The following is a 26,760-nucleotide window of genomic DNA, read 5'->3' as shown; positions in this document are numbered from 1 at the left end:
GGCAGATGCTTTTTATCGTCAAAATCGTTCATGCTACACTGCATTTAACCTTCATTTTAAAACGTCACTATGCCGCAACCGCAAGATTATCAACCTGGTGAATTTCAATGGTCCTTTCTGCTACCGAAATACTGGAGCATCTGGATCGGTATTATCTTCCTGATGATTTTGGCAATCTTGCCGTGGGCCATTCAGTACCGTTTAGGCCAGTGGCTGGGCCAGCTGGCGTTTCGCTATCTGCATTCACGCCGTAAAACCACTGTCCGCAATCTGGAGCTTTGCTTTCCGGAATGGTCTGCGCAAGAGGTGCAGGACAACGCGCGCCAGGTTTTTGTTGACCAGATGATTGGCGTATTTGAAACCCTAAATGCCTGGTATAGCCCGAAATGGTTCCAGGGCCGGGTCAGTATTGAAGGTCTGGAATATATTCAGCAGGCGCAAGCGGAAGGCAAAGGCGTCTTGTTGCTGGGCACCCACTCGACCCTGCTTGATGCCGGCGGCTATTTATGTGCCCAGTATTTTGAACCCGATGTGGTCTATCGTCCGCAGAACAATCCGCTGTTAGATATGCTGATTTACCGCTGCCGGGCCACCATTTATGCCCATCAGATTGACCATGATGATATGCGTGGTCTGGTACGTAACCTGAAAAATGGCCATGCCATCTGGTACAGTCCGGATCAGGATTTCGGCCTGAAACAAGGCGTAATGGCGCCATTCTTTGGCGTGCCGGCAGCCACCGTGACTGCGCATCGTCGTTTACTGAAAATGACCAAAGCCGCCGCAATTCCGCTGTATTTCTACCGCCATGGTGATCTTAAAAATCCGAAATATCATGTCTTGATTGAGCCACCGGTTGAGCGTTTACCAAGTGAGGATGAAGTCGATGATGCGACGCGTGTTAATTTGATTATTGAACGTCAGCTGCGCATCGCGCCGACTCAATATATGTGGTTTCATCGCCGTTTTAAGACCCGTCCACAAGGCTATGAGCAGCTGTACTAAGCAATACAGCTGTATTAAGCCAATCTTTCTGCGAGTCAAATACCATATGCTGATCAAAATACCAGGACACGACAGCCCATAAAGTTAAACCCGAGTTCTGCATCCTGCAAAACTCGGGCTTATGAGGTTGTGCTTTCAAAACTTTTTTGTTGTTATCTCTGGCTTTCCATTCCTGCATCATCTCCATGATGACAATACACCGGCTTCAACTTCCTTAACGGGACTCTCCTTTCCCAACTCCATCTGCCGATATGCTTAGAATACGCAGCTTGCTCGGTTTCAGCTATTGGCCATCGGCCTAAATCTGTGTAAGCCATTTCTTACACTTTTCCTCAAATTTCATGGCGTCTTGCTGCCCTGCTTATAATCCTGAGCCAAATCATCGGTCACGATTTTTTCTTCCCGCTCGGCTTTTTCAATACCCTCCTGAATCGCCTCCTGCGCTTCTTCTTCATCGGCTTCAGTCTGTTCCAGCTCTTCCTGAATGTGCTCAAACACCCGACCGGTCTGTAACACCACATAGACCGGAAAATGATCTGAGCCCATATGTGGCAAACGCTTCATCTCCACCAAGGCAAAATCGGTACTGTGAAACACATGGTCCAGCGACCAGCGCAATAAGGGATAATCTGCATGGAAAGTATTGACATAATGCCGGCCGACGCGCGGGTCCAGCAGGCCACTGATGCGCTGAAACAGACGTGTGGTGCGGGACCAGGCCACATCATTCAGGTCGCCCATCACAATACAGCTTTCATCCAGATCTTTAATCTGATCGCCGACAATTAATAGCTCGGCATCACGCAGGGTCGAATCTTTGGCTTCAGTCGGACTCGGCGGTTTCGGATGCAGACAATACAGCTGCACCGGCTGGCCTGAACGCAGGATCACTGTGGTATGAATTGACGGAATTTCATCACTAAGGATAAATTTCACTTCGGTTTCTTTTAAGGGCAGGCGGCTATAGAGATGCATGCCATATAAATTGTCCAGCGGCACCGGTACGCGATAAGGATAATCCGGCTCAATCACCGCCAGCTGCTGCTGCCAGACCGTATCGGTTTCCAGCGTCAGCACCAAATCGGGCTGGTATTTCCGGATTTCAGCAATGAGCAGATGATATTTCTGGTTGGTGGTCAATACATTGGAAACCATTAACGAAATTTGCTGATCGGGATTTAACTGCTCCGGCTTAACCTTTTTGACCTGCTTTTTCCAGATAAAGGTATAAGGCAGCACCATTTTCAGCTGGTATGCCAGGGCAGCAATCAGGCCGGTTAAAATCACATAGCGCGGCGTATCCCAGGCTGCATCCCACAGCAGCATCAGCACAAAGGCCACAATCCCCAGCATCAGAACCTGCAATCTGGGAAAATCGGCACCTCGAAACCACCATTCATCGCGCGGAATCAGCGACCAGAAGCTGATCCAGATGACGAAAATGGCCAGCATTTCCACCCAAATCATATGCACCTACTTAGAAAGTTCATTTTTCTCGTTTTTTTTAAATAGAAATCTAACGTTATCAATTTTGTATGTAACACAAACAAGTTATTTCACTCAATAATAATGATGTTTTGATTATGTAGAGCTTGCAGTTGTGTCCCCTTTTGATACACTCATACTCCTTTTTGTTTTTTTACGCACCGAGGCAAAGTGACATGAAAGTAGGTCTGGTCGGTTGGCGCGGGATGGTAGGTTCCGTCCTTATGCAACGTATGGTTGAAGAGAATGATTTTGCTCATTTTGAGCCATTTTATTTCTCTACCAGTAATGCCGGTGGTGAAGCACCAGCGTTTGGCGGTAAAACTGCCCCAGCACTTATGGATGCAACGGACATTAACAGTCTGAAGCAAATGGATGTCATTATTACCTGTCAAGGTGGCGACTATACCTCAGACGTGTTCCCGAAACTGAAAGCCGAAGGCTGGAACGGTTACTGGATTGATGCAGCATCTACCCTGCGTATGGATGATGAAGCGATTATCGTGCTTGATCCGGTGAACATGAACGTGATTAAAGACGGTCTGGTGAAAGGCACCAAAACATTTGTGGGCGGTAACTGTACGGTTTCACTCATGTTGATGGGCTTAGGCGGTCTGTTCCAGAACAATCTGGTGGAATGGGCAACCTCGATGACGTATCAGGCAGCTTCGGGTGCAGGCGCGCAAAACATGCGTGAACTGATCACCGGTATGGGCTACCTGTATAACAACACCAAAGAACTGCTGGATGACCCACGTTCTCCAATTCTGGACATCGACTCTAAAATTGCTGAACTGCAACGTGGCGAAGGTTTCCCGTCAGCCAACTTTGGTGTACCGCTTGCTGGCTCTTTAATTCCATATATCGACAAACAGCTGGAAAATGGCCAGTCGAAAGAAGAATGGAAAGGTCAGTCTGAAACCAACAAGATTTTAGGCAACCAGCAAATCGTACCAATTGATGGTCACTGTGTCCGTATTGGTGCCATGCGTTGTCACTCTCAGGCCCTTACCCTGAAACTGCGTAAAGATGTACCTCTGGATGAAATCGAAGATATCATCGCCAGCGCCAATGACTGGTCGAAAGTGGTACCAAATACCCGTGAAGCCTCTATGACAGATTTAACCCCTGTTGCAGTAACCGGTACCTTAACTGTTCCTGTGGGCCGTTTACGCAAGCTGAACATGGGTAAAGAATACCTGGGCGCGTTCACCGTCGGTGACCAGTTGCTTTGGGGTGCGGCAGAACCATTACGCCGTATGCTACGCATCTTAATTGACTATAAAAACGCGTAAGCCTTTTAAGCAAAAGTAAATTACAAAAAGCCGATCTGAAAAGATCGGCTTTTTATGTAACTAGCCTGTAAATATTTTACAATCGACTTACAACTCGCTAATCTATTCTTTTCGCTATGCGATAAATGACCGAGCTAACGATTAAGATGACCGTATATAACAAATTAAAGATCGCGATTTTAGCTATTCTTGCCTCACAACATATTCATGCGATTAATGTCGATCCTGTTCAGATTCAGTCAGCACCTGGGGAATTGCTGTATGCTGAAATGAACTTCCGTCAGTCCAATGTCAATGCGCCGATTGAAGTCAGTCTGGCCTCGGCAGAAGACTTGATGGCCATTGGTGCCAGCCATCGTCCACCGGGTCATTTAAACTTCTTTACCCGACGTGATGGTGCTGGCAACGGGGTCATTACCATTACCTCTTCTCGGCCACTGACCGATACCGAATTGAATATTGTGGTCAAAATTCGTGAAGGCTCGGCCACGCGTTTACAGCATATTAAAACCTCACTAAAACGTAGTACCCTGGCAGAACAACGCGCGCAGCTGCAACCGAAAGAGCAGCCGCTAACCCCGGTTATGGTCGTGAATGAACGGGACATTGCCTTAAACTTGCCGACCAGTACCGCCTATACCACAGCCACCACTGCATCTACCAGCACCACGCGCAGTGTAGAAGCACCCTTGGCGATTCAAGCCAGCCCGCCACCGGCTTTAAGTCCATCAACTACAGCAACTGTCAGCGCAGCAGCACAGCCGGCTGCAAGCCCTGTGTCAGCGGTTACGCCATCGACTTCGGCGACATCAGCTCAACCGGCCTCTACACATAACGCGGGCAACACAGCTGCCGTAAATACAGCTGCTCCGGTTTCAGCAGACCCACTGGTCAAGAAATATGCCGAGCAGTTAAAAGCGCAGCAACAGCAAGCACCGGCAAAGCCGGCACCAGTTACAGCACCCAAAGCACCTGCTCCATCTGCGCCAGCATCAACCACAGCACGGCATGTGGTGCAATCCAATGAATCGCTATGGGCGATTGCCTCACGTATTGCCACAGAGAACCAGCAGCCGGTCGGCGAAGTGATGCAACAGATTAAAGCCCATAATGAACATGCCTTTATTCAGGGCGATGCCAACCGTTTACGCCGCGGTGCCACCTTGAATTTACAGGCCGTCAGCAGCGGGCAAAAAGCCGCGAAAAAGACCGTGCCAATCCCAGCAACCCAGCCTTCACGCCAGTCTGGTAAGGCCAAATACCGGATCAGTCAGGCCGAAATGAGTCTGGTGGCAGAAAATCAGCAAGATTCTGCCCAAGGTTCTGCCAAAAAGAACACACAAAGCGCGCAAACCTCAGAAGAGTTGTCACTAAAAGTTATGACAGCGCGTGAGAAAACCGTTAAATTACAGAGAAACGTAACACAGTTAGAATTGGCATTAAGTCAGAAGGATCAAAGAATTCAATTACTCAATGCGCGTCTTGCTGAATTGCAACAACAGTTGAAAAAGCAACAAGCCGAAAATAAGCCAAAACTCTAACGTATTACTCAACATGATTTTTTCAGGAGAGATGGTTTATTCCTCTCTGCCTAAGGGGTAGCAACATGCTGATTTATGTGATTCCATTTATTTTGTTACTGGTCATCGCGCTGGTGTTAAAAAAGCGTGAAGCCAATAAAGAATCCGAACCAGCAGCAAAAAAACCGGCTGCAGCCAGTAAAACCAAGGCCAAGAAAAGCACCACTACGAAGAAAACTACGGTCAAAACTGCCGTAGTGGCCGAGCCTGTTGCCGAACCACAAGGAAGCACACCACTTCCGGCAGATTTACGCCAGACCATTGAGACCCAGATTCGTGACCGCAACTTTTTCTCGGCCGAAGCGCAGATTAATCAGGCGCTGAAACGTGACCCGTCGTTGCATGAACTGTATCTGCTGTTACTGGACGTGCATCTGACCCAAAAAGATGAATTTGCCACCCGCCAATTGCTGGATCATCTGAAGAATCTGGGATTGGAAGATATTCTGGCTCAGGCTGAAGCTAAAATCGAAGCACAGAAAGCTTCTCAAACCAAAGCAGAAACACCGGCCTCTGCAGCGCCAACTACTGCAGCATTTTCTGAAACACCAGTTAGCGCAAAAACACAAACCCCTGCGGATTTTGATGCACTGATTCAATCCAGCAGTTCAAGCACAGCCAGCACGTCATTTGACCAGTTACAACAGTCACTCAAAACCGAAACGCCAGTCGCAAAAACCGAAAGCGCTCCGGTAGCAGATCTGGAATTTACCCCAAGTACCTCGGCTGCGCCTGTTAACACCCCTGCGCCAGCAAAAGCAGAAGAAGTTCAACCTCTTGAATTTAATCTGTCTTTTGACTCGGCTGCCAGCACCCAAGTGGCTGCACCGGTAACACCGGTTGAGCCAGTGACTCCGGCTGCACAAGAACCTCAGGCACTGGATTTCTCGTTTGAGCTGGAAAAGACCGCAACTGAAGCCACACCTGCGACCACACCGGCCGTCACCACCCCACCTGCGGAAGAAAAATCAGACTTTAGTTTTGACTTCTCGATCAGTCCTACACCGGTGGCTGAACAGCTGGTAGAGCCTGCAGTTACCGCACCAGCAGACACTGCACCGCTATTCCAGTTTGACTTAGATAGCGCACCAACCATTGAAGCGACACCAGCAGCACCTGAAGCACCAATGGTTGAAGAGCCCGCTATTGCTGCGGTGGCGGCAACTGCAGTGGATCCGCATGATCCACTGATTCAGTCCTTCCCTGAACTGGCCGAAGTCAATGAAATCCAGCTGAATCTGGAGCTAGCTCAGCAATATATTGAGCTGGGTGCCTATGATGCGGCCCGTGCCCTGCTGGCAGAAAAAGAAGCAAACTATTCTGCAGCGCAGCAGCAACACGCCACGCAGTTACTCAATCAAATAGCTTCTTGAAGCAAATCTCACTAAGATAAAGCAGTCATCCTTGGCTGCTTTTTTTATGATGAAAAAAATTGCATTAATTTATATGGGCGGTACCTTTGGCTGTGTCGGCGAGCCACTCAGCCCCATGCCTGCAAAGCAGTTTCTTCCCCAGCTGCGTCATGTGCTACCGCTGCATCTATCGGTAGAATGTTTTGTGGCGCCGGTGATTCAGGACAGCAGCCGCTGTACCGCGACCGACTGGTTACGTCTGGTGCAGTTTATCCAGCAGCTGCAGTTACAACAGTTTCAGCATTTTGTCGTCATTCATGGCACCGATACTTTAAGCTATGCCAGTGCCGTGCTGGCACACTTTATCGCGCAGTCTGCACATGTAGTGCTGACTGGCAGCCAGTATCCACTGCTGACCATAGATGGACAGAACACCCGTGACTTCAGCGATGCGCTGGATAACCTGAATTTCGCCCTGGAATCGGTGCTGCAATTGCCGGTTGGCGTGTATCTGGCGTTTCATCATCAATGTTTCCATGGTCGCAGCGCCTTAAAATGCCACACCACTGAATTAGATGCTTTTCAGGGTCAGGCCGCCAGCAGTGCTTTACATCAAAAAGAACAAGCCGCCTACTTGGTACAGGCTGCAGATCTGGACAAAGCACAACACTTCAACTGCATGAGTGTGATGATGCAGCCGATTGGTTTAGAGCAGCAGCTCGCCAATTTGAAACTGATCGCCCAGCAGCCACCGCATTGCCTGATTTTACAAGGCTTTGGTACTGGTAATCTGGCTGTAAATGAAACACTCCTGACGTTGCTGCAGTCCATACAGGCGCAAGATTGTGCCGTGATTCTGACCACCCAAGTGCCATTTGGCCCATTGGATCAGCGTTATGCGATCAGCAGCTGGATCCAGAACAGTAAAATTTTAGTCAATGATGGCTTTGGACATGCAGATCTGTATGCAAAAGCATTAAAAATGTATTTACAATACCCGCGCAGAGAACAATGGCAACAGCATTGGTATGACTAAGGCCAATTTGAGGTGAATATGCAACGTTTTGCGGTCGGGATTGAATTTTGTGGTATTCGCTACCGGGGCTGGCAAACCCAGCAACCAGGCGTCCCGAGCGTGCAGGAAACGCTGGAAAAGGTCCTCTCCAAAATTGCCGATGAACCGATTATCCTGCATGGCGCTGGCCGTACCGATGCCGGCGTGCATGCCACCAATATGGTGGCACATTTCGACACGGCAGCCATTCGCCCTGAACGCGGCTGGCTGATGGGAGCCAATAGCCAGCTACCCAAAGACATTGCCATTCAGTGGATTAAGGCTATGGACATGGATTTTCATGCCCGCTTTAAGGCCTGTGCGCGCCGCTACCGTTATGTGGTCTATAACCATCCACAGCGCCCGGCCCTGCTGCATAAACAGGTCACCCATGCCTACTATGCGCTGGATGTCGACAAGATGATTGCTGCCGCGCAAAAGTTTGAAGGCACGCATAATTTTGAAAGTTTTCGTGCCGCAGCCTGTCAGTCCAATCAGCCGGTCCGTACCGTCAGCCATTGCCGCCTGATCCGTCATGGGCATTATTTGGTGCTCGATATTCAGGCCGATGGTTTCCTGCATCATATGGTGCGGAATATCATGGGCTGTCTGCTGGAAATTGGCCAAGGTATGTATGATATTGAGCATATTGATACAATTTTTGCCGCACAGGATCGTAAAGCGGCTGGCATTACCGCCCCACCCGATGGCCTGTACTTTATCCAGGCGCACTATCCAGAGCAGTTTGACTTGCCTCAAGTGTCTTTAGGTCCGCATTGGCTGAATATGCCGGAATAATTGTATTCCGCCCCCCTTTTACTCAGGGAGTGGTTTCATTCTTGCCACTCCAAGCTTTAAAAACAAAAGTCACCCTTGCATCAAGCGGCAACTCTAAAAAAATCCCCCTTTAATCAAGGGGGACTGCGGAGATGCTTAACGCTGTTTACGTTTCCGGTACTCGACCGGTGTTTCATTGGTCCAGCGTTTAAAAGCCCGGTAAAAGGTGCTCGGTTCAGAAAATCCGGTCAGATACACAATCCGCTCCACGCTTTCATTGGTATTGGCCAGCAGTTTTTTAGCCAGACGGCAACGATAATCCGAGAGAATCTGCTGGAAACTGGTATTGGCCTCACTCAGCTGGGTGCGTAAACGACGCGGCGTGATATTCAGCTGCGCTGCCACGGTTTCCAATGTGGTTTCCCCACTTTCTAGGGTCGACCCAATCGCCCGGCGTACTTCACCGACCAGATCATAACGCGCCAGTTCCTGCAGCTTCTCCAGCGCCAGCTGCTCATGTAACTGCAACAGCTCCGGCTCGGCCTGCCACAGCGGATATTCTAAAATAGAGGGATCGAAATACAGTCGTGTTTCATTCTGCCCCAGACTGACCGGGCACTCATAGACCCGGAAATATTCATCATCGGCAGCGCCCTGCTGGAAATTAAAGTCGATATACAGCGGCTGGAATTTGCCTTCGGTAATAAACTTGAAGAAACGCAAAATGCCCGACATGGCACATTCAGAAAAGTGACGATTGACAATATTGTCAGCCCACGGCTGTTGACCATTGGTTAAATAACAGCGGTCATCTTCAATCACCAGTTTGGCATCAAAGGCATCACTGATTAAACGCTGATAGGCCAATGCCCGTTTTAAACCTTCACCAAAATTTTCCGAAGAAATAAACAGATGCTCAATCACCTGACCACGATAGAGCGGCAAATATTCACCCAGATGCAAACCAATATCCGGGTCACGGCTGACTTCTTCCGCCGCCACCCAAAACGCATACTGCGCGCCCAAAGGCGTACGATCATTGGCCTCAACCTGATTAAGTGCGACACCTGCTTTTGTTAATATTTCTTCGGTTGGCAAACCGGCACGACGAATCGCTTGGTAGCCTAATCGCAATACAACCGATGCATCAGTTAGCTGACCCACGCAAAGACCTTCCTTGTATGTTCTTCATTTATACTTAAAAAGATTGATTTTAGATTAACTGTGATTGACCAAACTGACAACCATCCACCACGTTTTTTTGTAGAAAAAATTTAAATGTTTTGTTCGCTTATTTTACTGACAGATGATTCATCTGCGGCGGGTTTCACCTTGATTTTTTCAAAAAAATTGACTATAATTTGCGCCTTTCCAATTTGATCATCAGGTAGGCTATGGCCAATAAAGAGGAACTCATCGAGTTCGAAGGCGTTGTCACCGAAACGCTTCCTAATACTATGTTCCGTGTACGTTTAGAAAACGGTCACGAGGTGATTGCCCATATTTCAGGTAAAATGCGCAAGCACTATATTCGCATTTTAACTGGCGACAGCGTGAAAGTTGAAATGACGCCTTATGACTTAACGAAAGGTCGTATTACCTATCGTGCACGCTAAGTTTTAGCGCAAGCAAAAAGCCACCTTCAACAGTGGCTTTTTTATTGGCTGCTGATGCTGCGTAATAGCGAAAAATGGCGTCAAGATCTGCCGCTTATCGAATATACACATATTTTTAGGCTGTCCTTGCCTAGAATGAAGTTTTATTCAATGGAGATCGCGCATGTTTGTCTCTCGCTCCGTTGCTTTGGCGCTCCTCGCGTTCAGTCTCTCCGCTTGTGTAACCACGCCGTCCAGTACCCAAGCTGAACGTGATGCCTATCTGGCCCAATTTGTCGGCCAGTCCAGCCAGCAGATTCGCCAGCAGCTCGATTTAAGCCTGCTCGGTTACGAACAGGTCAGTTCACCACAAATCAGCCCACAGGCGCTCACCTACACCGTTATACGCCCAATCAGCATTCCGATTCCTGTAGCGAATGCCCCGGCCACCGGTCCAGCCCATATTCCAGCGCCCATTGGCCCAGCCAACAGCTATGATGTTAACCTGCACTGCCAGATTGTGTTCCGGCTGGAACAGAATATTGCCCACTCTGTAAACTATACCGGTCGCACCTGTTAAGCGCTGAATCTAGACCTAGCTATTCAATAGCCATAAAAAAACGCAGCCTGCAGCTGCGTTTTTTGATTTGCTGTCGAGACTTAGCCCAATGCCGCAACCACAGCGTGACCCATTTCCTGAGTACCCACTTTATTCATGCCTTCAGACATGATGTCAGCCGTACGTAAACCTTGATCAAGCACATTGCCCACTGCATCTTCAATCGCTTTCGCGGCAGCTTCTTCACGGAAGGTATAACGCAGCATCATTGCCACAGACAAGATGGTCGCCAACGGGTTGGCAATGTTCTGGCCAGCGATGTCTGGTGCTGAACCATGACATGGCTCATACATACCTTTGCCATTTTCATCTAGCGACGCTGATGGCAACATACCGATAGAACCGGTCAGCATTGCTGCTTCATCAGACAGGATGTCACCAAACAGGTTACCGGTTACCAGTACGTCAAACTGTTTTGGTGCACGTACCAATTGCATTGCCGCATTGTCGACATACATGTGTGACAGGTTGATTTCTGGATATTGTTCAGCATGTAGCTGGGTCACGGTCTGCTTCCACAGCTCAGTCACTTCCAGCACGTTGGCTTTGTCCACCGAGCAGACTTTACCACCACGCAGTTTGGCCATTTCAAAAGCCACTTTGGCAATACGCTTGATTTCTGATTCAGCATAGACGTCGGTGTTAAAGCCCTGTTTCTCGCCATTTTCCAGCTCGCGAATACCACGTGGCTGACCAAAGTAAATCCCACCCGTCAGTTCACGTACAATCAGGATATCCAGACCCGATACAATTTCCGGCTTTAAGCTAGACGCATCAGCCAGTTGCGGATACAGAATCGCTGGACGCAGGTTAGCAAACAGGTTTAATTCGCTACGTAATTTTAACAGGCCACGTTCCGGGCGGATCGAACGCTCAATCGTATCCCATTTTGGACCACCAACTGCACCGAGCAATAAAGCATCGGCTTTTTTCGCCTGTTCAGACGTCACATCCGGATAAGGTGAACCATGCGCATCAATCGCGGCACCACCTAACAATCCCTGTTCCCACGTCAAGCCCAGATTGAACTTTTCATTAACACGCGTAAGCACCTGCTCCGCTGCTGTGACGATTTCTGGGCCAATACCGTCACCGGCAAGAATCAAAATATGTTTTGACATGAGTTTTTCCATTTCCTGTAGCAGTCAACGACTGTGGAGACTAAATTTTCTGTTCCACAAATTCCCCCAGTCCATGTAAGACATTATAAGGTTTGCAGAAACGTCGAATAATTTTCTGGTTTTGTAAAAGATCCACACACAGCGGCTCTGGCGCCGAAACATTCAGCAGACTGCCTTTATGCTTGCTGCGGTCACGGTACATTTTAAAAGTGTACGTTTGACGCGGCTTAAACTGATGAATGACGTGCAGGGTTTCGGCCTGATCACGGGAAATCGGATAGAACCGGATCACCACTTCATGCTGTTTGGCCGGAACCGACAGATATAGCGGATTAGGCTGCCGTAGTGAATCTGCCTGCAAGCGCACCAGTCCCTGCTTGATGGCTTCACGACTCAGACGCTGACTTTCAGCATCCATAATCATGACCCGGTTCAAGCGTTCAAACTCGCAATGCTCGGTACCTGAACAATAAATACGTGCATTGGATTGGGATGCCTGTGTCTCTTTTACCTGTTTTAGACGTGCTGTATCCCAGGTTTGACATGCTGTTAACAGCGTAGCCACTCCCCCCAATACAGCAAGCCGACGAAAAACCTTCAACATAGCCCGAGCCCAACCTCATCAAAAAGCAGAATATTTAAATTATTATGCCTTGAATGTTAACAAGAGTTCGACGCCCGTGCTATGCCTATTTACGAAATAACTTAAGCTTGAATTTCCGCAAACACCCACGGACGCGCGGCTTTGGTTTTCTCCTCATACGCGCGAATATCATCGGCATCTTGCAAGGTCAAACCAATATCATCCAGACCGTTTAACAGGCAATGCTTGCGGAATGGATCAACTTCAAACTTGAATGCTTCACCGTTTGGCGTACGGACTTCCTGTGCTTCAAGGTCAATAGTTAACTGATAACCTTCATTGGCTGCACATTCCTTAAATAGCTGATCAACCTGCGCTTCGGTTAAAATCACCGGTAACATGCCGTTTTTAAAGCAGTTATTAAAGAAGATATCCGCAAAACTTGGGGCAATCACCGTACGCAAACCGTATTCGCTTAAAGCCCACGGCGCATGCTCACGGCTGGAACCGCAACCAAAGTTGGCACGTGAAATTAAAATGCTGGCGCCCTGATAACGCGGCTGGTTCAAGACAAAATCTGGGTTTTTAGGACGGATTGAATTGTCCTGACCCGGATAGCCTTCATCTAAATAACGCAATTCATCAAACAGGTTGTCACCGAAACCGGTACGTTTGATTGATTTCAAGAACTGTTTTGGAATAATTAAATCGGTATCGACATTGGCACGGTCTAAAGGTGCAACGATACCCTGTTCAACGGTATAAGCTTTCATATTTATGTTCCAATGAATCCGTAGTCTCTCTCACATCCGCTCCAGCAAGGAGCGGCCTGGGATGAGGGCTTAAACTTAGAATGAACGAACATCCACAAAGTGACCGGCAATTGCCGCTGCTGCTGCCATGGCCGGGCTGACCAGATGGGTACGACCACCATTGCCCTGACGACCTTCAAAGTTACGGTTTGAGGTCGATGCACAGTGCTCGCCTGGCTGTAACTTGTCGGCATTCATGGCCAGACACATCGAGCAGCCAGGTTCACGCCATTCAAAACCGGCTTCCAGGAAGACCTTGTCCAAACCTTCTGCTTCCGCCTGCTGTTTGACCAAACCAGAACCCGGTACCACCATCGCCTGTTTAATGCTTGGCGCCACTTTACGGCCTTTGATCACATCTGCCGCAGCACGGATATCTTCAATACGCGAGTTGGTGCATGAACCAATAAAAACACGATCCAGCTGGATATCTGCCAAAGCCTGACCAGCAGTTAAGCCCATATATTGATAAGCACGGGTCCAGTCATTGCGCTGTACCTCATCTTTGGCCTGTTCCAAAGTTGGTACTGCCTGAGAAACCGGAATGACCATTTCAGGTGAAGTACCCCAAGACACTTGCGGCTCAATCTCTTCACCCTGTAATACCACGACAGTATCAAAATGCGCATCGGCATCTGAATGCAAGGTATTCCAGTACGCCACAGCCTGATCCCATTGCTCGCCTTTTGGTGCATAAGGACGGTCTTTTACATATTCAATGGTTTTTTCATCAACCGCGACCATACCGACACGTGCACCGGCTTCAATTGCCATGTTACACACGGTCATACGGCCTTCAATCGACATATCACGGAACACCTGACCGCCAAATTCAATGGCATGGCCCGTACCACCTGCTGTACCAATTTTGGCAATAATCGCCAGCACCACGTCTTTCGGGGTCACGCCCTGACCCAACTGACCATCTACGCGCACCAGCATGTTTTTCATTTTCTTCTGAATTAAACATTGCGTGGCCAACACGTGCTCAACTTCTGAAGTTCCGATCCCGTGTGCCAGACAGCCAAAGGCACCATGGGTCGCGGTATGCGAGTCGCCACATACCACCGTCATTCCCGGCAAGGTTAAACCCTGCTCTGGTCCAACCACGTGAGCAATCCCCTGACGGATATCGTTAATATCAAATTCAACGATATTAAAAGTCTTACAGTTATCGTCTAAGGTTTGCACCTGAATACGCGAAGTATCATCTTCAATACCGGCTACGCCCTGCTCACGCTCTTTTTTCGAGGTCGGTACATTATGGTCCGGAGTCGCAATATTGGCACTTAAACGCCATGGCTGACGGCCAGCCAGTTGCAAACCTTCAAAGGCCTGTGGAGAGGTAACTTCATGCAACAAATGACGGTCGATGTACAATAAAGCCGAACCATCATTACGCTGTTTTACCAAGTGGTCATCCCACAATTTGTCATATAATGTTTTTGCTTTTTGGGTTTCGCCTGCCATGTCGATGTGCTCCACTGGACTGGGTAATTCTGTCATTAATTTCGATTATAACCACACAATTACATAAATCTAATTTATCATTTTTATCAGTTAAAAAACTTTATGGAATAAATATAATTGATTTTTGCTCAGATTAACATCTGATTAAAAATTCAATTTTCCGATTGAATTTTACAAAATATTCGTTTTTACAAATTAATTCGTACTGACTATGATGATGTTATCAGCACTGAATTGTAGATACGAGGAACATCATCATGGCGCATATTCAAAACTTTGTTGCAAACAACCAGCGAATGTTTAAAAAGACTTTTAGCTACTATGTGATGCACATTACGGTGGCCATGCTTGTCGGCTATTTCGTTACCGGCAGTCTGTGGATGGCCATTACCTTAAGCTTATTGGAACCAACAGTACAGGCGGTGGCCTATTTTATTCATGAACGCATGTGGGAAAAGAAAGCACAAGACGGCACAGAGGAAATCACCGCCTAGCCTATTTTTCGCCCGGTGTTCCTCCCAAAAGATCATCTTCAGGATGATCTTTTTTATTTTAATATAACTTAAAGTACTGTTTTTAAAATATTTATATTCAAGTTATGGTTGTTGAACTTCAATTTATAGAAAAATAATCTTTGATTAATTCTAAAAATTTCTAAATAATAATTTTAAGCATAAAAAATCTTTATAGGTGATTGCGATGAATCTTGCAGCATTTGAAGCTTTTGTAAAAGTCATGGAAACCGGTTCGATTTCTCTGGCCGCCGATCAGCTGTTTATTACCCAGCCCGCAGTCACCAAACGGATTCATAGCCTGGAAGAATATTTTGGGGTCAAGCTGTTTGAGTCGGCCGGCCGTGGCGTGCAGGCAACCCATGCTGCGCATTCGCTGTTACCCAAAGTCAAAAACTGGCTAAATGAACTGGGCGATATTCATCATACTTTAAGCCATGAACAGGGCCAGGTGCAGGGTCGCCTGAAAATTGGCACCAGCCATCATATTGGCCTGCATCATCTACCCAATCATTTACGTCGCTATGTCCAGGATTTCCCCGATGTCACCTTAGATGTGCATTTTGTCGATTCGGAACAGGCGCATGAACAGGTGCTGGCCGGTGATCTGGAACTGGCCTTTTTAACCCTGCCGCCGCAAGGTGATGACCGGCTGCAATATGTCACCATCTGGAATGATCCGCTGGTGTTTGTGGCTGCGCCTTTTCATCCGCTGGCCCAGCAGAAAAGACTGAAGCTGGAAGATTTAACCCAGTTCCCGAGCCTGCTACCAGCAGCACAAACCTATACCAGCCAGATTACCCTGGCCGAGTTTGAAAAACAGGGCGTGAAGCCAAAAATCACCATGAGCAATAACCCGCTGGAATCCATCCGTATGCTGGTGTCGATTGGACTGGGCTGGTCAGTATTACCGAAAACCCTGATTAATCAGGACTTGCAACAGCTGGATATTAATCTGGAAATGAACCGCCAGCTGGGCATGGTCTGGCATCCGGGACGCACACAGTCCAAAGCGGCGCAAGCACTGGTTAACTTTATGCAGCAGCCGGACTAGGTTCATCGACCGGCCGCATCCTTCTGTACAGTTACTGAACAAAACAGCACGCTGCTCCAAATTGGCGTAATTTGAAAAGACAAGGTGCCCGTACAAGACACCAGGATCTTTATAAAAAATGATGCAGGAGCAGAGCGATGAACCAGACCACTTCCCCGCTTGCCTATTCCCCTTCGTTCAGTTCAGCCCAGGCGCTCCAGCAGCGCCTAGCCGGCAGTGCACAGCCTTTACAGCCCAGTCCACGGCTGGATGTCACACAAGCCGATACGCTACGTGCCACCCTCAAGCAATATTTTCTGCAAACCTTTGACTGTTATGAATCACTGTTTAGCTGCCTCAACGGCGATGAGGCCTTTTATCGCAAACCGATTACGCTGCGCCAGCCGCTGATTTTTTACTATGGCCATACCGCGACATTTTTCATCAACAAACTGCTGCTCAGCAAACTGATTGAACAGCGTATCAATCCACATTTTGAATCCATCTTTGCGGTGGGTGTGGATGAGATGAGCTGGGATGACCTGGATGACAGCCGTTATGACTGGCCGACACCCGCGCAGGTCAAACACTACCGCGATCAGGTGCGTGCCACGGTGCTGGAAATTATTGAAAAGGCACCGCTGAGCACGCCAATTGACTGGCAGCATTCGTGGTGGTCAATTCTGATGGGCATTGAACACGAGCGGATTCATCTGGAAACCTCCTCCGTGCTGATTCGCCAGCATGCCCTTGACTATGTCCAGACACAGCCACCATGGCGGCCAAATATCCTGACTAACACCGCACCAGAGAATGCGTTGCTTCCAGTGGCAGCCGGCCGGGTACAGCTCGGTAAGGAGCGGCACGACCCGGTTTACGGCTGGGACAATGAATATGGCCAATATCAGGCAGAGGTAGCGGCGTTTGCGGCCAGCCGCTATCTGGTCAGCAATCAGGAATTTCTGGCCTTTGTTGAAGATGCCGGCTATCAGAACGCAAACTATTGGGAAGATGAAGGCTGGCAATGGCGCAGCTTTGCCCAGGCCAAATATCCGACCTTCTGGCGTAAACACGGGCCGGACTGGTCACTCCGGCTGCTGACCGAAGAAGTACCAATGCCGTGGGACTGGCCGGCGGAGGTGAATTATCATGAGGCCAAAGCCTTTTGCCACTGGAAAGCGAAGCAAACTGGTCAGCCAGTACGACTGCCCACCGAAGAGGAATGGTATCGGCTGGTACAGCTGGCTGGCGTAAATGAGCCGTCTGCACCTGCCAATCTGGCGCTGGCCTATGGTGCTTCCTCCTGTCCGGTCAATACCTTCCCGCATGGCGATTTTTATGACCTGCGCGGCAATGTCTGGCAATGGACCGAAACCCCGATTTATCCATTTCCGGGTTTTGTGGTGCATCCGATTTATGATGATTTCAGTACCCCGACCTTTGATGGCCGGCATAATCTGCTCAAAGGCGGTTCCTGGATTTCTGCCGGCAATGAAGCCGAACTGGCCTCACGCTATGCCTTTCGCCGGCATTTTTTCCAGCATGCCGGTTTCCGTTATGTGGTTTCTGATCAGGAGCCGCTGGCGATTCAATCACAATATGAAACCGACCGGCTGGTGTCTGAATATCTGGAATTTCAGTATGGCCGTGAATATTTTGGCGTGGCCAATTTTGCCCAGACACTGGTGCAACTGGCCCTGACCCAGCTGGCTGACAAACCACGACGTAAAGCACTGGATATTGGCTGTGCCACCGGACGCGCCAGCTTTGAACTGGCCCGTTATTTTGATGAAGTGGTCGGGATTGATTTTTCAGCGCGCTTTATCCAGAACGGCGTCAAACTGGCACAGGGCGAAACCCTGCATTACAGCATCTGCACCGAAGGTGAACTGGTGGATTATCATGCCTGTGACTTGGCTCAACTTGGACTGGCCGACGTGCGGGACAAAGTCCAGTTTTACCAGGGTGATGCCTGTAATCTTAAAGCGATTTTCAGAGGCTATGATTTTATTCTGGCGGCCAATTTAATTGACCGGCTGCATCATCCGGCGCAGTTTTTAAGCCAGATTCATACACGGCTGAATATGGGCGGTATTCTGATGCTCAGCTCGCCCTATACATGGATGGAAGAACATACCGTCCGCAGTGAATGGCTGGGTGGCTTTAAAAAAGATGGCGAAAACTGGAGCAGTTTGGATGGCTTAACAGCCTTGCTAGAGCCGCATTTCCGTTTAATAACTGAACCACAGGAAATCCCCTTCGTGATTCGGGAAACCCAGCGCAAGTTTCAGCATACCTATGCGCAGGTCAGCTTCTGGGAACGGATTGCGTAAACAGATAGAAAAGAAAGCGAAGGATCAGGCCAAATTCCGGATTTGGCCTGATGATCTGGAGGATTAAACGAACGATTTAACGGCGAGGCACAGAGTCTTCATGCAGCGCTTCATTCAGCTGGTCGACCGTAATGGCCCATTCCCCATCCGAGGCAATTTTTTCAGCTAAAAACTGACGTTGACCATCACTCCAGAATTCTGCATCCATAATATGAATTTCCGCCGCCAGTTGATGCTGGCCAATAAAATCTTGAATCGCCTGCTCGCTGGAGTCCAGGCCCAGTTGTTCAAACAGATTGGTCATTCTTGGTCGGGTTTGGCGCATGCGTGAATCTCCCTGTTGTTGTTCTTGTCTTCACCATAGCATATAAAACTGCAAATCCTAGTGTTGTTAAAAAAAATTCACCTTTTCATAAATTTGCAAGATAGATGACAACCAGCTCAGACAAAAAACAGGGCCAGTTATAGCGGCCCTGTCTGCTGATCTTGGTGTAGATGAACTGCGCTTTTATTCGGCAGCAATCGACCAGTCCTGAATCTCCCAGCCCTGCTCGACCGCCAAGGCTCGCAAACGATCATCCGGATTCACCGCAATAGCGTGGTCTGCATATTCCAGCAAGAAACGGTCATTAATTGAATCTGAATAGGCCCAGGATTCGGTCACCTCACGTCCGGCCAGCCACTGTTCCAGACGTACCAGTTTGCCCTGCTGATAACAGGCAGTATTGATGACCTTACCGGTATATTTGCCATCGACCACTTCAGCATTGGTGGCAATGATTTCGCTAATGCCAAATTCACGGAAAATTGGCGCAGTAATAAAATCCGAAGTCGCAGTAATACCGACCAGGGCATGTCCGGCCTCACGATGACGCTGAATCGCCTTAAAACCTTCCGGGCGCATTTGTGGACGAATCACTTTTTGCATAAACAACTCATGCAGTTCGGTCAGGTAGTCCGACTCGTGCTGGGTCAGAAATTCAAACACAAATTCGTTATAGGCAATCGGGTCAAGCTGGCCGGCTTTGTAATCTTCATAAAATTTGTCATTCATGGCGCGGTGATGAACCGGATCGACCAGACCTTCGTTGACTAAAAACTCACCCCAGGAATGATCCGAATCTGTATTTAACAAGGTGTGATCGAGATCAAATAGCGCCAATTTCATGAAAATACTCGTAAAAACTGAAATTTAAGAAAAAATTTGTAAATCTATCTCCGCTAGTCGATAGAAATTCGTTAAGATCATAGCAATTTTAACATTTTTAAACTTTGCTTTTTTTCGTGTTGGATACAGAAATAAAAATCCCCGGAAGCAAAGGCATAATTTACAGAATATTTAGGTAGCCAAATGATCGACTCAGAAGGTTTCCGACCCAATGTCGGGATCATTTTGGCAAACGACTTTGGACAGGTTTTATGGGCAAAACGCATTGGACACAATGCATGGCAATTTCCACAAGGAGGTATCCAGCATGGAGAAACCCCTGAGCAGGCACTTTATCGTGAGCTGAGAGAAGAAGTTGGCTTACTGCCCGAACACGTTCAAATTATCGCACAAACGAAAGGTTGGCTGCGTTACCGTTTGCCGCACCGTTACATCCGGCCCGATTCCGATCCGGTATGTATTGGTCAAAAACAGAAATGGTTTTTACTCAAACTCACGGCCTCGGCCCAGTTGATTCAGCTCAACCTGTCCGATCCGCCCGAGTTTGATCAATGGCAGTGGGTCAGTTACTGGTACCCGCTGGGTCAGGTCGTGAATTTTAAACGCGATGTGTACCGCAAGGCGATGGTGGAATTATGTCATCAATTGCCATCTAAAAAAGCCTGAAAAAAGCTGTATGATCATGCAGATTTTTTAAACGACTCTTGCTATAAAGAGAACAGAACTGGAACGCTGATTTGGAGCAGACTTTATGTCGAATATGCAACTGGATACCCTAAGACGCATTGTGCAGGAAATTAATGCGTCCACCAGTTTGCATGAATCGCTCGACATTATGGTCAATCAGGTTGCTGAAGCTATGCATGTCGATGTCTGCTCCATTTACCTGCTTGACGAGCGCAACCAGCGTTATCTGCTGATGGCCTCTAAGGGCTTGAATCCTGAAGCGGTCGGCCATGTGTCTCTACATACCGGTGAAGGTCTGGTGGGGCTGGTCGGCCAGCGTGAAGAAATCGTCAACCTGGACGATGCACCGAAACATGAACGCTTCCTGTATTTACCGGAAACCGGCGAAGAAATTTATAATTCCTTCCTCGGCGTGCCGGTCATGTACCGTCGTAAGGTCATGGGCGTACTGGTGGTGCAGAACAAGGAATGTCAGGACTTTAGCGAAGCGGCTGAATCCTTTCTGGTCACGCTCTGCGCCCAGCTCTCTGGCGTGATTGCGCATGCGCATGCCGTTGGCAATATTGATGTCTTTCGTAAACCCAGCAATCTGCCGGCCTACAAAACCTTCCAGGGCGTTTCCGGCTCGGGCGGGATTGCGCTTGGCCGCGCGGTCATTCTCTATCCACCAGCAGATTTGGCCGCGGTACCCGACCGTGAAGCCGATGACATCAGCGAAGAACTGAAACTGCTCGACACTGCGCTGGATGCCGTGCGTCAGGAAATTCAGGCGCTGGATGACAAAATGCAGGATGCGCTGATGGCCGAAGAACGCGCCCTGTTTAGCGTGTTCCTGCGTATGCTGGATGAAAATGCCCTGCCGGCGGAAATTAAAGAACTGATTCGGGATGGCAATTGGGCACAAGGTGCGGTGCGGATTGTCATTGACAGCCACATTGCCCAGTTTGCCCAGATGGAAGATGACTACCTGCGTGAACGGGTTTCCGACTTAAAAGATCTCGGCCGGCGTATTCTGGCCTATTTGCAGGAAGCCGATGCCAGCCACCGCGAACTGACCGATGAAAGTATTCTGATTGGTGAAGAAATCTCGACCGCGGCACTGGTGGAATTACCGGTCGATAAAATTGCCGCAATTGTCACCACCGAAGGCGCCATGAACTCACATATGGTGATTGTCGCGCGCGCACTGGGTATTCCAACCGTGGTCGGGGTGACTGAACTGCCGATCAACACCCTCGATGACGTAGAAATGATTGTCGATGCGCATCAGGGCCGGGTGTTTATTAATCCGCCACGGCGTTTACGCACCCGCTATAAAGAAATTCAAAAAGAAGAAGAGCTGATTGCCAAAGACCTGAAACAGTATGAAACCAAGGACGCCATTACCCCAGACGGCGTGACGGTCAAACTGTATGTCAATACCGGTCTGATGATTGATGTGGTACGCGGGGTACAACGCGGCGCCAAAGGGGTCGGCCTGTACCGCTCTGAAATTCCGTTTATGCTGCGGGACCGTTTCCCGGGCGAAGAAGAACAGCGCGCCATTTACCGCCAGCAGCTGAGCCACTTTGCCAATAAACCGGTGGTAATGCGTACCCTGGATATTGGCGCAGACAAAGACCTGCCGTATTTCTCGATTGAAGAAGAAAACTCGGCGCTGGGCTGGCGCGGGATTCGCTTCACCCTCGATCATCCGGAAATTTTTTCTTCGCAAATTCGCGCTATGCTCAAAGCCAGCATTGGGCTGAACAATCTGCACATCCTGCTGCCAATGGTGACCAGCGTCAATGAAGTCGAAGAAGCGCTGTATCTGCTAGATCGTGACTGGCATGCAGTACAGGAAGAAGAACAGGTCAAGATCAACAAGCCGCGTATCGGGATTATGGTAGAAGTGCCCAGTGTGCTGCTGCAGATTGATGAATTTGCCGAACTGGTCGATTTCTTCTCGGTCGGTTCCAATGACCTGACCCAGTATCTGCTGGCAGTGGACCGTAACAATCCACGCGTGGCCAACGTCTATTCACATTTCCACCCATCAGTACTGCGCGCGCTGACCCGTCTGGTCAAGGAATGTCACAAGTACGAGAAACCGGTCAGTATTTGTGGTGAAATGGCCGGTGATCCGCTATCTGCGGTGCTGTTGATGGCGATGGGCTTTAATACCCTGTCGATGAGTTCGAGTAACATTCTGCGCGTGCGTAAAGCGATTTGCCATGTGCCAATGAGCGAAGCACAGGAGCAGCTGGAACGGGTGCTGAAAATGAATAATTCGCTGATGGTGAAAAGCTGGATGGAATATTATTTTAAAACCCATGGTCTGGGCGATATGGTCAAGGCCTCTACCCGGATTGTTGGCGCTTAAGCTATATTTTGATTTAAACCAGACAGAATGAATAAGGGCGATAATCATCAGAATATCGCCCTTGTTTGTGTTTGCTATAGCCACGTTTGGCATTCTTTTTCCGGTCGACAAAAACCTGGCTCTTGTTGACCTCATGCATATATTTGGCCACGAAGTTATGCTGAATCACTTCTGGCTGTTTTTTCTTTGCCATCACTTTATCCTTCCGGTTCATGATTTGAATGCAGGTGTTCCTGCGCTGTATTGATGGGTACATTTGCGCAAAATTCAAGCGCATTTTAGCCTTAAAACTGCGTTTTGCTTCCCGTCGACATCCCTTTGGAATGGGGAGTCAATCATACATTTTTTTGGACAATTCAGCAGCAGTTTTGCGACAGTCATGTAACAATAAAAGAAACGGTATAGAAAAATTTTGCAGTGTTTTTCTGAACATTCTTCAGTCAAAAAATGAAAGTAGATTCAGCTGCTCTGCCCCTATAATTATACCACAAAATCTTATATTTTTTATTATTTTGCAAAGACTTAGCAGTTATATAGCACGCTAGAAAAACCTCCTGATGGGCTAAGATGAAGCTAGAAGATCAATTCAAACAGCCTCTTCCAAAACAGGAGTTCACAGCATGATTTATGAAGTTTCTGGAGATATTTTATTGAGCCAAGCCCGTGCCATTGCCCACGGTGTTGCCCCAAATGATAACTTTGCCACCGGACTGGCTTTAAGTCTGCGCGAACACTGGCCAGCGCTGTATAAAGACTTCCGTAACTATTGCCATATTTACCATCCTAAAGCGGGTGAGCAGTGGACCTGGGTCAATGCCGAAGGTCAGCGCATCATTAACCTGATGACTCAGGAAGCGGCCTATGACAACGGTTCTAAGCCGGGTAAAGCATCGACAGAATACGTCAACCGCACCCTGAAACAGCTGGTTGAAGCCGAGAATATTGAAAGTTTGGCGCTGCCACGTCTGGCTACCGGTGTCGGCGGTCTGGATTGGGAAGAAGTCCGCCCGCTGATTTACAAGCATTTAGAAGACCTGAATATTCCGGTTTATATTTACACCCTGTATCAGAAAGGGGTTAAAGCAGACGAACCGGCGCATTAAGCCAAGCTCGTTTGATCGTTAGCGTGAGACTGATGCCGGGATCACACAGCTACTCAACTGCAGACCACCGTGCATCCAGTCCGATTTCCCCGCTTGGCTGAAGTCAAGCGGGGAATTTTTCTATCAGGATACGCTCTATCACGCGTGATGTCTAAGCCGCCAGCGCACGCTCTAACAGCCGGGCAACATCGACCTGTGCCGGGTCTAACATGCCCACCACCTGACCATGCAGGGTCTGATAACGGCTCTGGATAAAGGCCTGTGCCACAAAATCAGGCGCATGCAGGTTTAAGATGACCGCCTGTGCCAGCAGCACCAAACGGCTTACCAGCGTACGTGCCATAAACTGCAAGGCTTGGGGGTCTGTCTGCTGGAACAGCTGCATCAGCGCCTGTAATTCCTGCTGTAACAGCGGCTGCTGTTGCACACCGTCGGCCAGCGACTGCAACAGGACCTGCATGGAGGCCGGATCACGCTGTATCGCGCGTAGCACATCCAGACACATGACATTGCCCGACCCTTCCCAGATACTATTCACCGGAGCTTCTTTAAAAATACGCGCCATGATGCCAGTGTCGACATAGCCATTGCCGCCAAAGACCTCCATCATTTCGCCGCTCAGCTCGACAGTACGCTTACACACCCAGAACTTGGCAGCCGGGGTCATAATCCGCTTCCAGGCCTGCGCCAGCGGCGTATCCAACTGGTAGCACTGCGCCAGATAAAAGCCCAGCTGCACCGCGGCTTCGGTTTCCAGTGCCAGATCGGCCAATACCGCCTGCATCAGCGGCTGTTCAGCCAGCAGCTTGCCAAAGGCTTTGCGTTGCCGGGTATAGGCAATACATTGCACCAGCGCCTGGCGCAACATGGCACTGCTGCCGACCACACAGGTCAGGCGGGTATAATTGGCCATTTCAATAATGGTGGGAATACCACGGCCAGCTTCGCCAATCATGATGCCCCAGGCCTCATGAAACTCGACTTCCGAGCTGGAATTGCTGCGGTTGCCGACCTTGTCTTTTAGACGCTGGATATGAATCGTGTTCTTGCGACCATCTTCCAGCCAGCGCGGCACAAAGAAGCAGGCCAAGCCATCCTGTTCAGTTTTCGCCACCACCAAATGCGCATCGCACATCGGCGCCGAGAAAAACCATTTATGCCCGGTCAGCAGATAGGGCTGGCCACGACCCGCGGTCCCCACCGGAGTGGCGATGGTTTCATTGGCGCGTACATCGGAGCCGCCCTGCTTTTCAGTCATGCCCATGCCCAGCCAGATTGATGTTTTCTGCGCCATTGGAATATCCCGCACATCATATTCATTCGACAGCAGTTTATCGCCGAACTGTTGCCACAGTTCAGGTTCACGCTGAATGAGCGGAATACTGCCCAGGGTCATGGAGGCAGGACACAGGTTGCCACATTCGACCTGACCACTCAGATAAAAGCGCGCCGCCCAATCGACCCAGGCAGATGCGGACTGAGGTTCAATAAAGGGATGGGCATGGGTCTGAAATTCCCGGTTCAGCGCCATCCAGTAATGCCAGGCTGGATGGAACTCGATCACATCCTGACGGCGGCCGCGAGCATCAAAGGCCTGTAACTGCGGGGTATGGCTATTGGCTAAATGGGCAGAATGATAAGCCTCTGCCGATCCGGCCTGCTGACCAAGGGCGCTAAGGCGTGCCTGATCCTGACTGCCATAGCGCTGCAAGATTTCCTGCAACACGCGGTCACTCGCAAACAGGTTATAATCCTGACGTTCATCAAACTGATTCTGAATAGAATGGGTCATCCATGCCTGCATCGTTCATCGTTCCTGATTGATTATGATGATAGGCTTTCAGTATAAAGAATATTCACCCACAGCATGTTCGGTTTTCAGTCATGACCTCCCCCTCTGTACAGCTGCGGCGTAAGCCTCGCCAGTCCCGGGCCAAACAGACCCAGCAGGCACTGCTGGACAGTGTTGTTCGGCTTTTGCAGCAGCAGACACCCGCACAACTGACCATCCGCGAGATTACCGAGCTGGCCGGCGTCGGTCTGGGCACCTTTTATGAATACTTTGCCCAGAAAGAAGATTTGCTGGCCTGGGTGATTCACCAGCAGATTATCCAGCATGCCGAGGCGCTACGCAGTTATACCCAGCCACCGCCACAGTTATCCACAACTGGTGATATTTGCAGCGATATACAGGCCCTGCTGTGCTTTCAGCTCGACCGTATCCGCAGCGAACAGCGGCTGTGGGCCAGTGTGTTTTTACTTGAACGCAGCCTGTCGAGCGAACAGGCCTATCAAAAGCATTATCAGCTGATGCTGGACAGCTGGCAGCAGATTTTAAGCCGCTATATACCTGAAACCCACGAACGCTTGCGCTGTGCCGAAAACCTGCATCGCATCAGTTATGGCTTTATTTCACAAACCCTGTTAATCCAGCCCACATTTCAGGACTGGCCGCAACTGCAGGCCGATATTGAACTGGCCATCCAGCCGTTTTTAGCCCGGCTCATCTCAACAAAATCCGACTAAAACACTCAGAAATCAAAACTTTAAGCTATCGATTATTCCTTTGACCACTAATCGTTTTATCCATTTGAAAAACTGCGGTACTCGGTCTACATTAAATGAGAACCAAGCTACATTTTTATGTTTTTATCCATCGCCATCCTGCCCAGTCAGTCGTTGCAAGGCAGATGTCCATGATGGGCTGGGTTGGTTTTTTAATGACTTTGATAACGGTTAATTTCATGGGATGTCACCTGCCTGGAGAATCCAGCCCGTGTCCAACGTCAGCACATGAATACAATAACGGAGAAC

General features: G+C 49.0%; 25 protein-coding genes. 15 read left to right on the top strand and 10 right to left on the bottom strand.

Features of this window, described 5'->3' with window-relative positions:
* The first annotated feature begins 69 nt into the window (after positions 1-69).
* The gene (gene lpxL, locus FTT64_RS03065) at positions 70-1,005 is read left to right on the top strand and encodes an LpxL/LpxP family Kdo(2)-lipid IV(A) lauroyl/palmitoleoyl acyltransferase (protein ID WP_016659582.1); all 936 of its coding nucleotides are present in this window, start codon (positions 70-72) and stop codon (positions 1,003-1,005) included.
* 339 nt (positions 1,006-1,344) lie between these two features.
* Here lpxL and FTT64_RS03060 read toward each other — a convergent pair whose 3' ends face one another.
* Positions 1,345-2,472 carry an endonuclease/exonuclease/phosphatase family protein gene (locus tag FTT64_RS03060; protein WP_168396774.1) on the bottom strand — a complete coding sequence of 376 codons (1,128 nt, stop codon included), beginning with the start codon at positions 2,470-2,472 and terminating at the stop codon, positions 1,345-1,347.
* Positions 2,473-2,666: 194 nt separating this feature from the next.
* Here FTT64_RS03060 and asd point away from each other — a divergent pair, with 194 nt between their 5' ends.
* The 5 genes from asd (at position 2,667) to truA (ending at position 8,569) form a co-directional block, all read left to right on the top strand.
* Positions 2,667-3,785: an aspartate-semialdehyde dehydrogenase gene (gene asd, locus FTT64_RS03055; protein ID WP_005182074.1), complete on the top strand. Its 1,119-nt coding sequence runs from the start codon at positions 2,667-2,669 to the stop codon at positions 3,783-3,785.
* A 125-nt stretch (positions 3,786-3,910) separates the two neighbouring features.
* Entirely contained in the window at positions 3,911-5,326 is a 1,416-nt protein-coding gene (locus FTT64_RS03050; protein ID WP_127799027.1) for a hypothetical protein, read from the top strand.
* A gap of 65 nt (positions 5,327-5,391) precedes the next feature.
* On the top strand, positions 5,392-6,738 hold the full coding sequence (locus FTT64_RS03045; RefSeq protein WP_168396773.1) for a fimbrial protein FimV: 1,347 nt from the start codon (positions 5,392-5,394) through the stop codon (positions 6,736-6,738).
* A gap of 46 nt (positions 6,739-6,784) precedes the next feature.
* A complete protein-coding gene (locus FTT64_RS03040) occupies positions 6,785-7,753 on the top strand; it encodes an asparaginase domain-containing protein (RefSeq protein WP_152342199.1) in 969 nt (322 codons plus the stop codon).
* An 18-nt stretch (positions 7,754-7,771) separates the two neighbouring features.
* A complete protein-coding gene (gene truA, locus FTT64_RS03035; RefSeq protein ID WP_168396772.1) occupies positions 7,772-8,569 on the top strand; it encodes a tRNA pseudouridine(38-40) synthase TruA in 798 nt (265 codons plus the stop codon).
* 135 nt (positions 8,570-8,704) lie between these two features.
* On the opposite strand, the gene FTT64_RS03030 is transcribed toward truA, so the two are convergent.
* Positions 8,705-9,712, bottom strand: coding sequence for an AraC family transcriptional regulator (locus tag FTT64_RS03030; RefSeq protein ID WP_152342197.1), 1,008 nt, complete (start codon positions 9,710-9,712; stop codon positions 8,705-8,707).
* Between the two features lie 230 nt (positions 9,713-9,942).
* Here FTT64_RS03030 and infA point away from each other — a divergent pair, with 230 nt between their 5' ends.
* Together infA and FTT64_RS03020 are read left to right on the top strand one after the other, a co-directional pair.
* A complete protein-coding gene (infA, locus tag FTT64_RS03025) occupies positions 9,943-10,164 on the top strand; it encodes a translation initiation factor IF-1 (RefSeq protein WP_001284370.1) in 222 nt (73 codons plus the stop codon).
* A 163-nt stretch (positions 10,165-10,327) separates the two neighbouring features.
* Complete coding sequence (locus FTT64_RS03020) at positions 10,328-10,723, top strand: hypothetical protein (protein ID WP_168396771.1); 396 nt, start codon at positions 10,328-10,330, stop codon at positions 10,721-10,723.
* 80 nt (positions 10,724-10,803) lie between these two features.
* Here the strand turns inward: FTT64_RS03020 and leuB are convergent, their stop codons facing one another.
* The 4 genes from leuB to leuC all read right to left on the bottom strand — a co-directional run bounded on the left by leuB (position 10,804) and on the right by leuC (position 14,748).
* Positions 10,804-11,883, bottom strand: coding sequence for a 3-isopropylmalate dehydrogenase (gene leuB, locus FTT64_RS03015; protein ID WP_168396770.1), 1,080 nt, complete (start codon positions 11,881-11,883; stop codon positions 10,804-10,806).
* A gap of 40 nt (positions 11,884-11,923) precedes the next feature.
* Entirely contained in the window at positions 11,924-12,487 is a 564-nt protein-coding gene (locus tag FTT64_RS03010) for a hypothetical protein (protein ID WP_016659592.1), read from the bottom strand.
* Between the two features lie 101 nt (positions 12,488-12,588).
* The gene (gene leuD, locus FTT64_RS03005) at positions 12,589-13,239 is read right to left on the bottom strand and encodes a 3-isopropylmalate dehydratase small subunit (RefSeq protein WP_045795487.1); all 651 of its coding nucleotides are present in this window, start codon (positions 13,237-13,239) and stop codon (positions 12,589-12,591) included.
* Between the two features lie 75 nt (positions 13,240-13,314).
* Positions 13,315-14,748 carry a 3-isopropylmalate dehydratase large subunit gene (gene leuC, locus FTT64_RS03000; protein WP_180181992.1) on the bottom strand — a complete coding sequence of 478 codons (1,434 nt, stop codon included), beginning with the start codon at positions 14,746-14,748 and terminating at the stop codon, positions 13,315-13,317.
* 257 nt (positions 14,749-15,005) lie between these two features.
* Here leuC and FTT64_RS02995 point away from each other — a divergent pair, with 257 nt between their 5' ends.
* From FTT64_RS02995 to ovoA, 3 genes are all read left to right on the top strand, one after another.
* Complete coding sequence (locus tag FTT64_RS02995) at positions 15,006-15,242, top strand: DUF2061 domain-containing protein (RefSeq protein WP_005182043.1); 237 nt, start codon at positions 15,006-15,008, stop codon at positions 15,240-15,242.
* A gap of 205 nt (positions 15,243-15,447) precedes the next feature.
* A complete protein-coding gene (locus FTT64_RS02990) occupies positions 15,448-16,314 on the top strand; it encodes a LysR family transcriptional regulator (RefSeq protein WP_168381739.1) in 867 nt (288 codons plus the stop codon).
* Positions 16,315-16,451: 137 nt separating this feature from the next.
* Positions 16,452-18,626, top strand: coding sequence for a 5-histidylcysteine sulfoxide synthase (ovoA, locus tag FTT64_RS02985; RefSeq protein WP_168396768.1), 2,175 nt, complete (start codon positions 16,452-16,454; stop codon positions 18,624-18,626).
* Between the two features lie 76 nt (positions 18,627-18,702).
* Here ovoA and FTT64_RS02980 read toward each other — a convergent pair whose 3' ends face one another.
* Positions 18,703-18,951, bottom strand: a complete 249-nt coding sequence (locus tag FTT64_RS02980) for a DUF2789 family protein (RefSeq protein ID WP_005182035.1) — start codon at positions 18,949-18,951, stop codon at positions 18,703-18,705.
* Between the two features lie 183 nt (positions 18,952-19,134).
* A complete protein-coding gene (locus FTT64_RS02975) occupies positions 19,135-19,794 on the bottom strand; it encodes an HAD family phosphatase (protein WP_168383659.1) in 660 nt (219 codons plus the stop codon).
* A 183-nt stretch (positions 19,795-19,977) separates the two neighbouring features.
* On the opposite strand from FTT64_RS02975, the gene FTT64_RS02970 reads away from it, so the two are divergent.
* Positions 19,978-20,460 (top strand): RNA pyrophosphohydrolase, encoded by a 483-nt coding sequence (locus tag FTT64_RS02970; RefSeq protein WP_005182032.1) that lies wholly within the window; start codon positions 19,978-19,980, stop codon positions 20,458-20,460.
* 85 nt (positions 20,461-20,545) lie between these two features.
* On the top strand, positions 20,546-22,843 hold the full coding sequence (ptsP, locus tag FTT64_RS02965; RefSeq protein WP_168396767.1) for a phosphoenolpyruvate--protein phosphotransferase: 2,298 nt from the start codon (positions 20,546-20,548) through the stop codon (positions 22,841-22,843).
* A gap of 13 nt (positions 22,844-22,856) precedes the next feature.
* Here the strand turns inward: ptsP and FTT64_RS02960 are convergent, their stop codons facing one another.
* The gene (locus FTT64_RS02960; RefSeq protein ID WP_104472119.1) at positions 22,857-23,036 is read right to left on the bottom strand and encodes a hypothetical protein; all 180 of its coding nucleotides are present in this window, start codon (positions 23,034-23,036) and stop codon (positions 22,857-22,859) included.
* Positions 23,037-23,463: 427 nt separating this feature from the next.
* On the opposite strand from FTT64_RS02960, the gene FTT64_RS02955 reads away from it, so the two are divergent.
* The gene (locus FTT64_RS02955; RefSeq protein WP_168396766.1) at positions 23,464-23,946 is read left to right on the top strand and encodes a macro domain-containing protein; all 483 of its coding nucleotides are present in this window, start codon (positions 23,464-23,466) and stop codon (positions 23,944-23,946) included.
* 151 nt (positions 23,947-24,097) lie between these two features.
* On the opposite strand, the gene FTT64_RS02950 is transcribed toward FTT64_RS02955, so the two are convergent.
* On the bottom strand, positions 24,098-25,750 hold the full coding sequence (locus FTT64_RS02950) for an acyl-CoA dehydrogenase family protein (RefSeq protein ID WP_168396765.1): 1,653 nt from the start codon (positions 25,748-25,750) through the stop codon (positions 24,098-24,100).
* 80 nt (positions 25,751-25,830) lie between these two features.
* Between FTT64_RS02950 and FTT64_RS02945 the strand changes: the two genes are divergently transcribed.
* Positions 25,831-26,472, top strand: coding sequence for a TetR/AcrR family transcriptional regulator (locus FTT64_RS02945; RefSeq protein ID WP_168396764.1), 642 nt, complete (start codon positions 25,831-25,833; stop codon positions 26,470-26,472).
* The last annotated feature ends 288 nt before the right edge of the window (positions 26,473-26,760 follow it).

Origin of the sequence: Acinetobacter sp. Q186-3 (assembly GCF_013420655.1) — a bacterium.
Taxonomy (GTDB): Bacteria; Pseudomonadota; Gammaproteobacteria; order Pseudomonadales; family Moraxellaceae; genus Acinetobacter; species Acinetobacter indicus.
The sequence above is the reverse complement of the archived record's forward strand: the minus strand, read 5'-3'. Positions and strand labels throughout refer to the sequence as shown.

What these genes read in the sequence shown, in the direction of transcription:
- lpxL (WP_016659582.1), top strand. Translation starts at nt 70, where the DNA reads ATGCCGCAACCGCAAGATTATCAACCTGGTGAATTTCAATGGTCCTTT.
- FTT64_RS03060 (WP_168396774.1), bottom strand. Translation starts at nt 2,472, where the DNA reads ATGATTTGGGTGGAAATGCTGGCCATTTTCGTCATCTGGATCAGCTTC.
- asd (WP_005182074.1), top strand. Translation starts at nt 2,667, where the DNA reads ATGAAAGTAGGTCTGGTCGGTTGGCGCGGGATGGTAGGTTCCGTCCTT.
- FTT64_RS03050 (WP_127799027.1), top strand. Translation starts at nt 3,911, where the DNA reads ATGACCGAGCTAACGATTAAGATGACCGTATATAACAAATTAAAGATC.
- FTT64_RS03045 (WP_168396773.1), top strand. Translation starts at nt 5,392, where the DNA reads ATGCTGATTTATGTGATTCCATTTATTTTGTTACTGGTCATCGCGCTG.
- FTT64_RS03040 (WP_152342199.1), top strand. Translation starts at nt 6,785, where the DNA reads ATGATGAAAAAAATTGCATTAATTTATATGGGCGGTACCTTTGGCTGT.
- truA (WP_168396772.1), top strand. Translation starts at nt 7,772, where the DNA reads ATGCAACGTTTTGCGGTCGGGATTGAATTTTGTGGTATTCGCTACCGG.
- infA (WP_001284370.1), top strand. Translation starts at nt 9,943, where the DNA reads ATGGCCAATAAAGAGGAACTCATCGAGTTCGAAGGCGTTGTCACCGAA.
- FTT64_RS03020 (WP_168396771.1), top strand. Translation starts at nt 10,328, where the DNA reads ATGTTTGTCTCTCGCTCCGTTGCTTTGGCGCTCCTCGCGTTCAGTCTC.
- leuB (WP_168396770.1), bottom strand. Translation starts at nt 11,883, where the DNA reads ATGTCAAAACATATTTTGATTCTTGCCGGTGACGGTATTGGCCCAGAA.
- FTT64_RS03010 (WP_016659592.1), bottom strand. Translation starts at nt 12,487, where the DNA reads ATGTTGAAGGTTTTTCGTCGGCTTGCTGTATTGGGGGGAGTGGCTACG.
- leuD (WP_045795487.1), bottom strand. Translation starts at nt 13,239, where the DNA reads ATGAAAGCTTATACCGTTGAACAGGGTATCGTTGCACCTTTAGACCGT.
- leuC (WP_180181992.1), bottom strand. Translation starts at nt 14,748, where the DNA reads ATGGCAGGCGAAACCCAAAAAGCAAAAACATTATATGACAAATTGTGG.
- FTT64_RS02995 (WP_005182043.1), top strand. Translation starts at nt 15,006, where the DNA reads ATGGCGCATATTCAAAACTTTGTTGCAAACAACCAGCGAATGTTTAAA.
- FTT64_RS02990 (WP_168381739.1), top strand. Translation starts at nt 15,448, where the DNA reads ATGAATCTTGCAGCATTTGAAGCTTTTGTAAAAGTCATGGAAACCGGT.
- ovoA (WP_168396768.1), top strand. Translation starts at nt 16,452, where the DNA reads ATGAACCAGACCACTTCCCCGCTTGCCTATTCCCCTTCGTTCAGTTCA.
- FTT64_RS02980 (WP_005182035.1), bottom strand. Translation starts at nt 18,951, where the DNA reads ATGCGCCAAACCCGACCAAGAATGACCAATCTGTTTGAACAACTGGGC.
- FTT64_RS02975 (WP_168383659.1), bottom strand. Translation starts at nt 19,794, where the DNA reads ATGAAATTGGCGCTATTTGATCTCGATCACACCTTGTTAAATACAGAT.
- FTT64_RS02970 (WP_005182032.1), top strand. Translation starts at nt 19,978, where the DNA reads ATGATCGACTCAGAAGGTTTCCGACCCAATGTCGGGATCATTTTGGCA.
- ptsP (WP_168396767.1), top strand. Translation starts at nt 20,546, where the DNA reads ATGTCGAATATGCAACTGGATACCCTAAGACGCATTGTGCAGGAAATT.
- FTT64_RS02960 (WP_104472119.1), bottom strand. Translation starts at nt 23,036, where the DNA reads ATGGCAAAGAAAAAACAGCCAGAAGTGATTCAGCATAACTTCGTGGCC.
- FTT64_RS02955 (WP_168396766.1), top strand. Translation starts at nt 23,464, where the DNA reads ATGATTTATGAAGTTTCTGGAGATATTTTATTGAGCCAAGCCCGTGCC.
- FTT64_RS02950 (WP_168396765.1), bottom strand. Translation starts at nt 25,750, where the DNA reads ATGCAGGCATGGATGACCCATTCTATTCAGAATCAGTTTGATGAACGT.
- FTT64_RS02945 (WP_168396764.1), top strand. Translation starts at nt 25,831, where the DNA reads ATGACCTCCCCCTCTGTACAGCTGCGGCGTAAGCCTCGCCAGTCCCGG.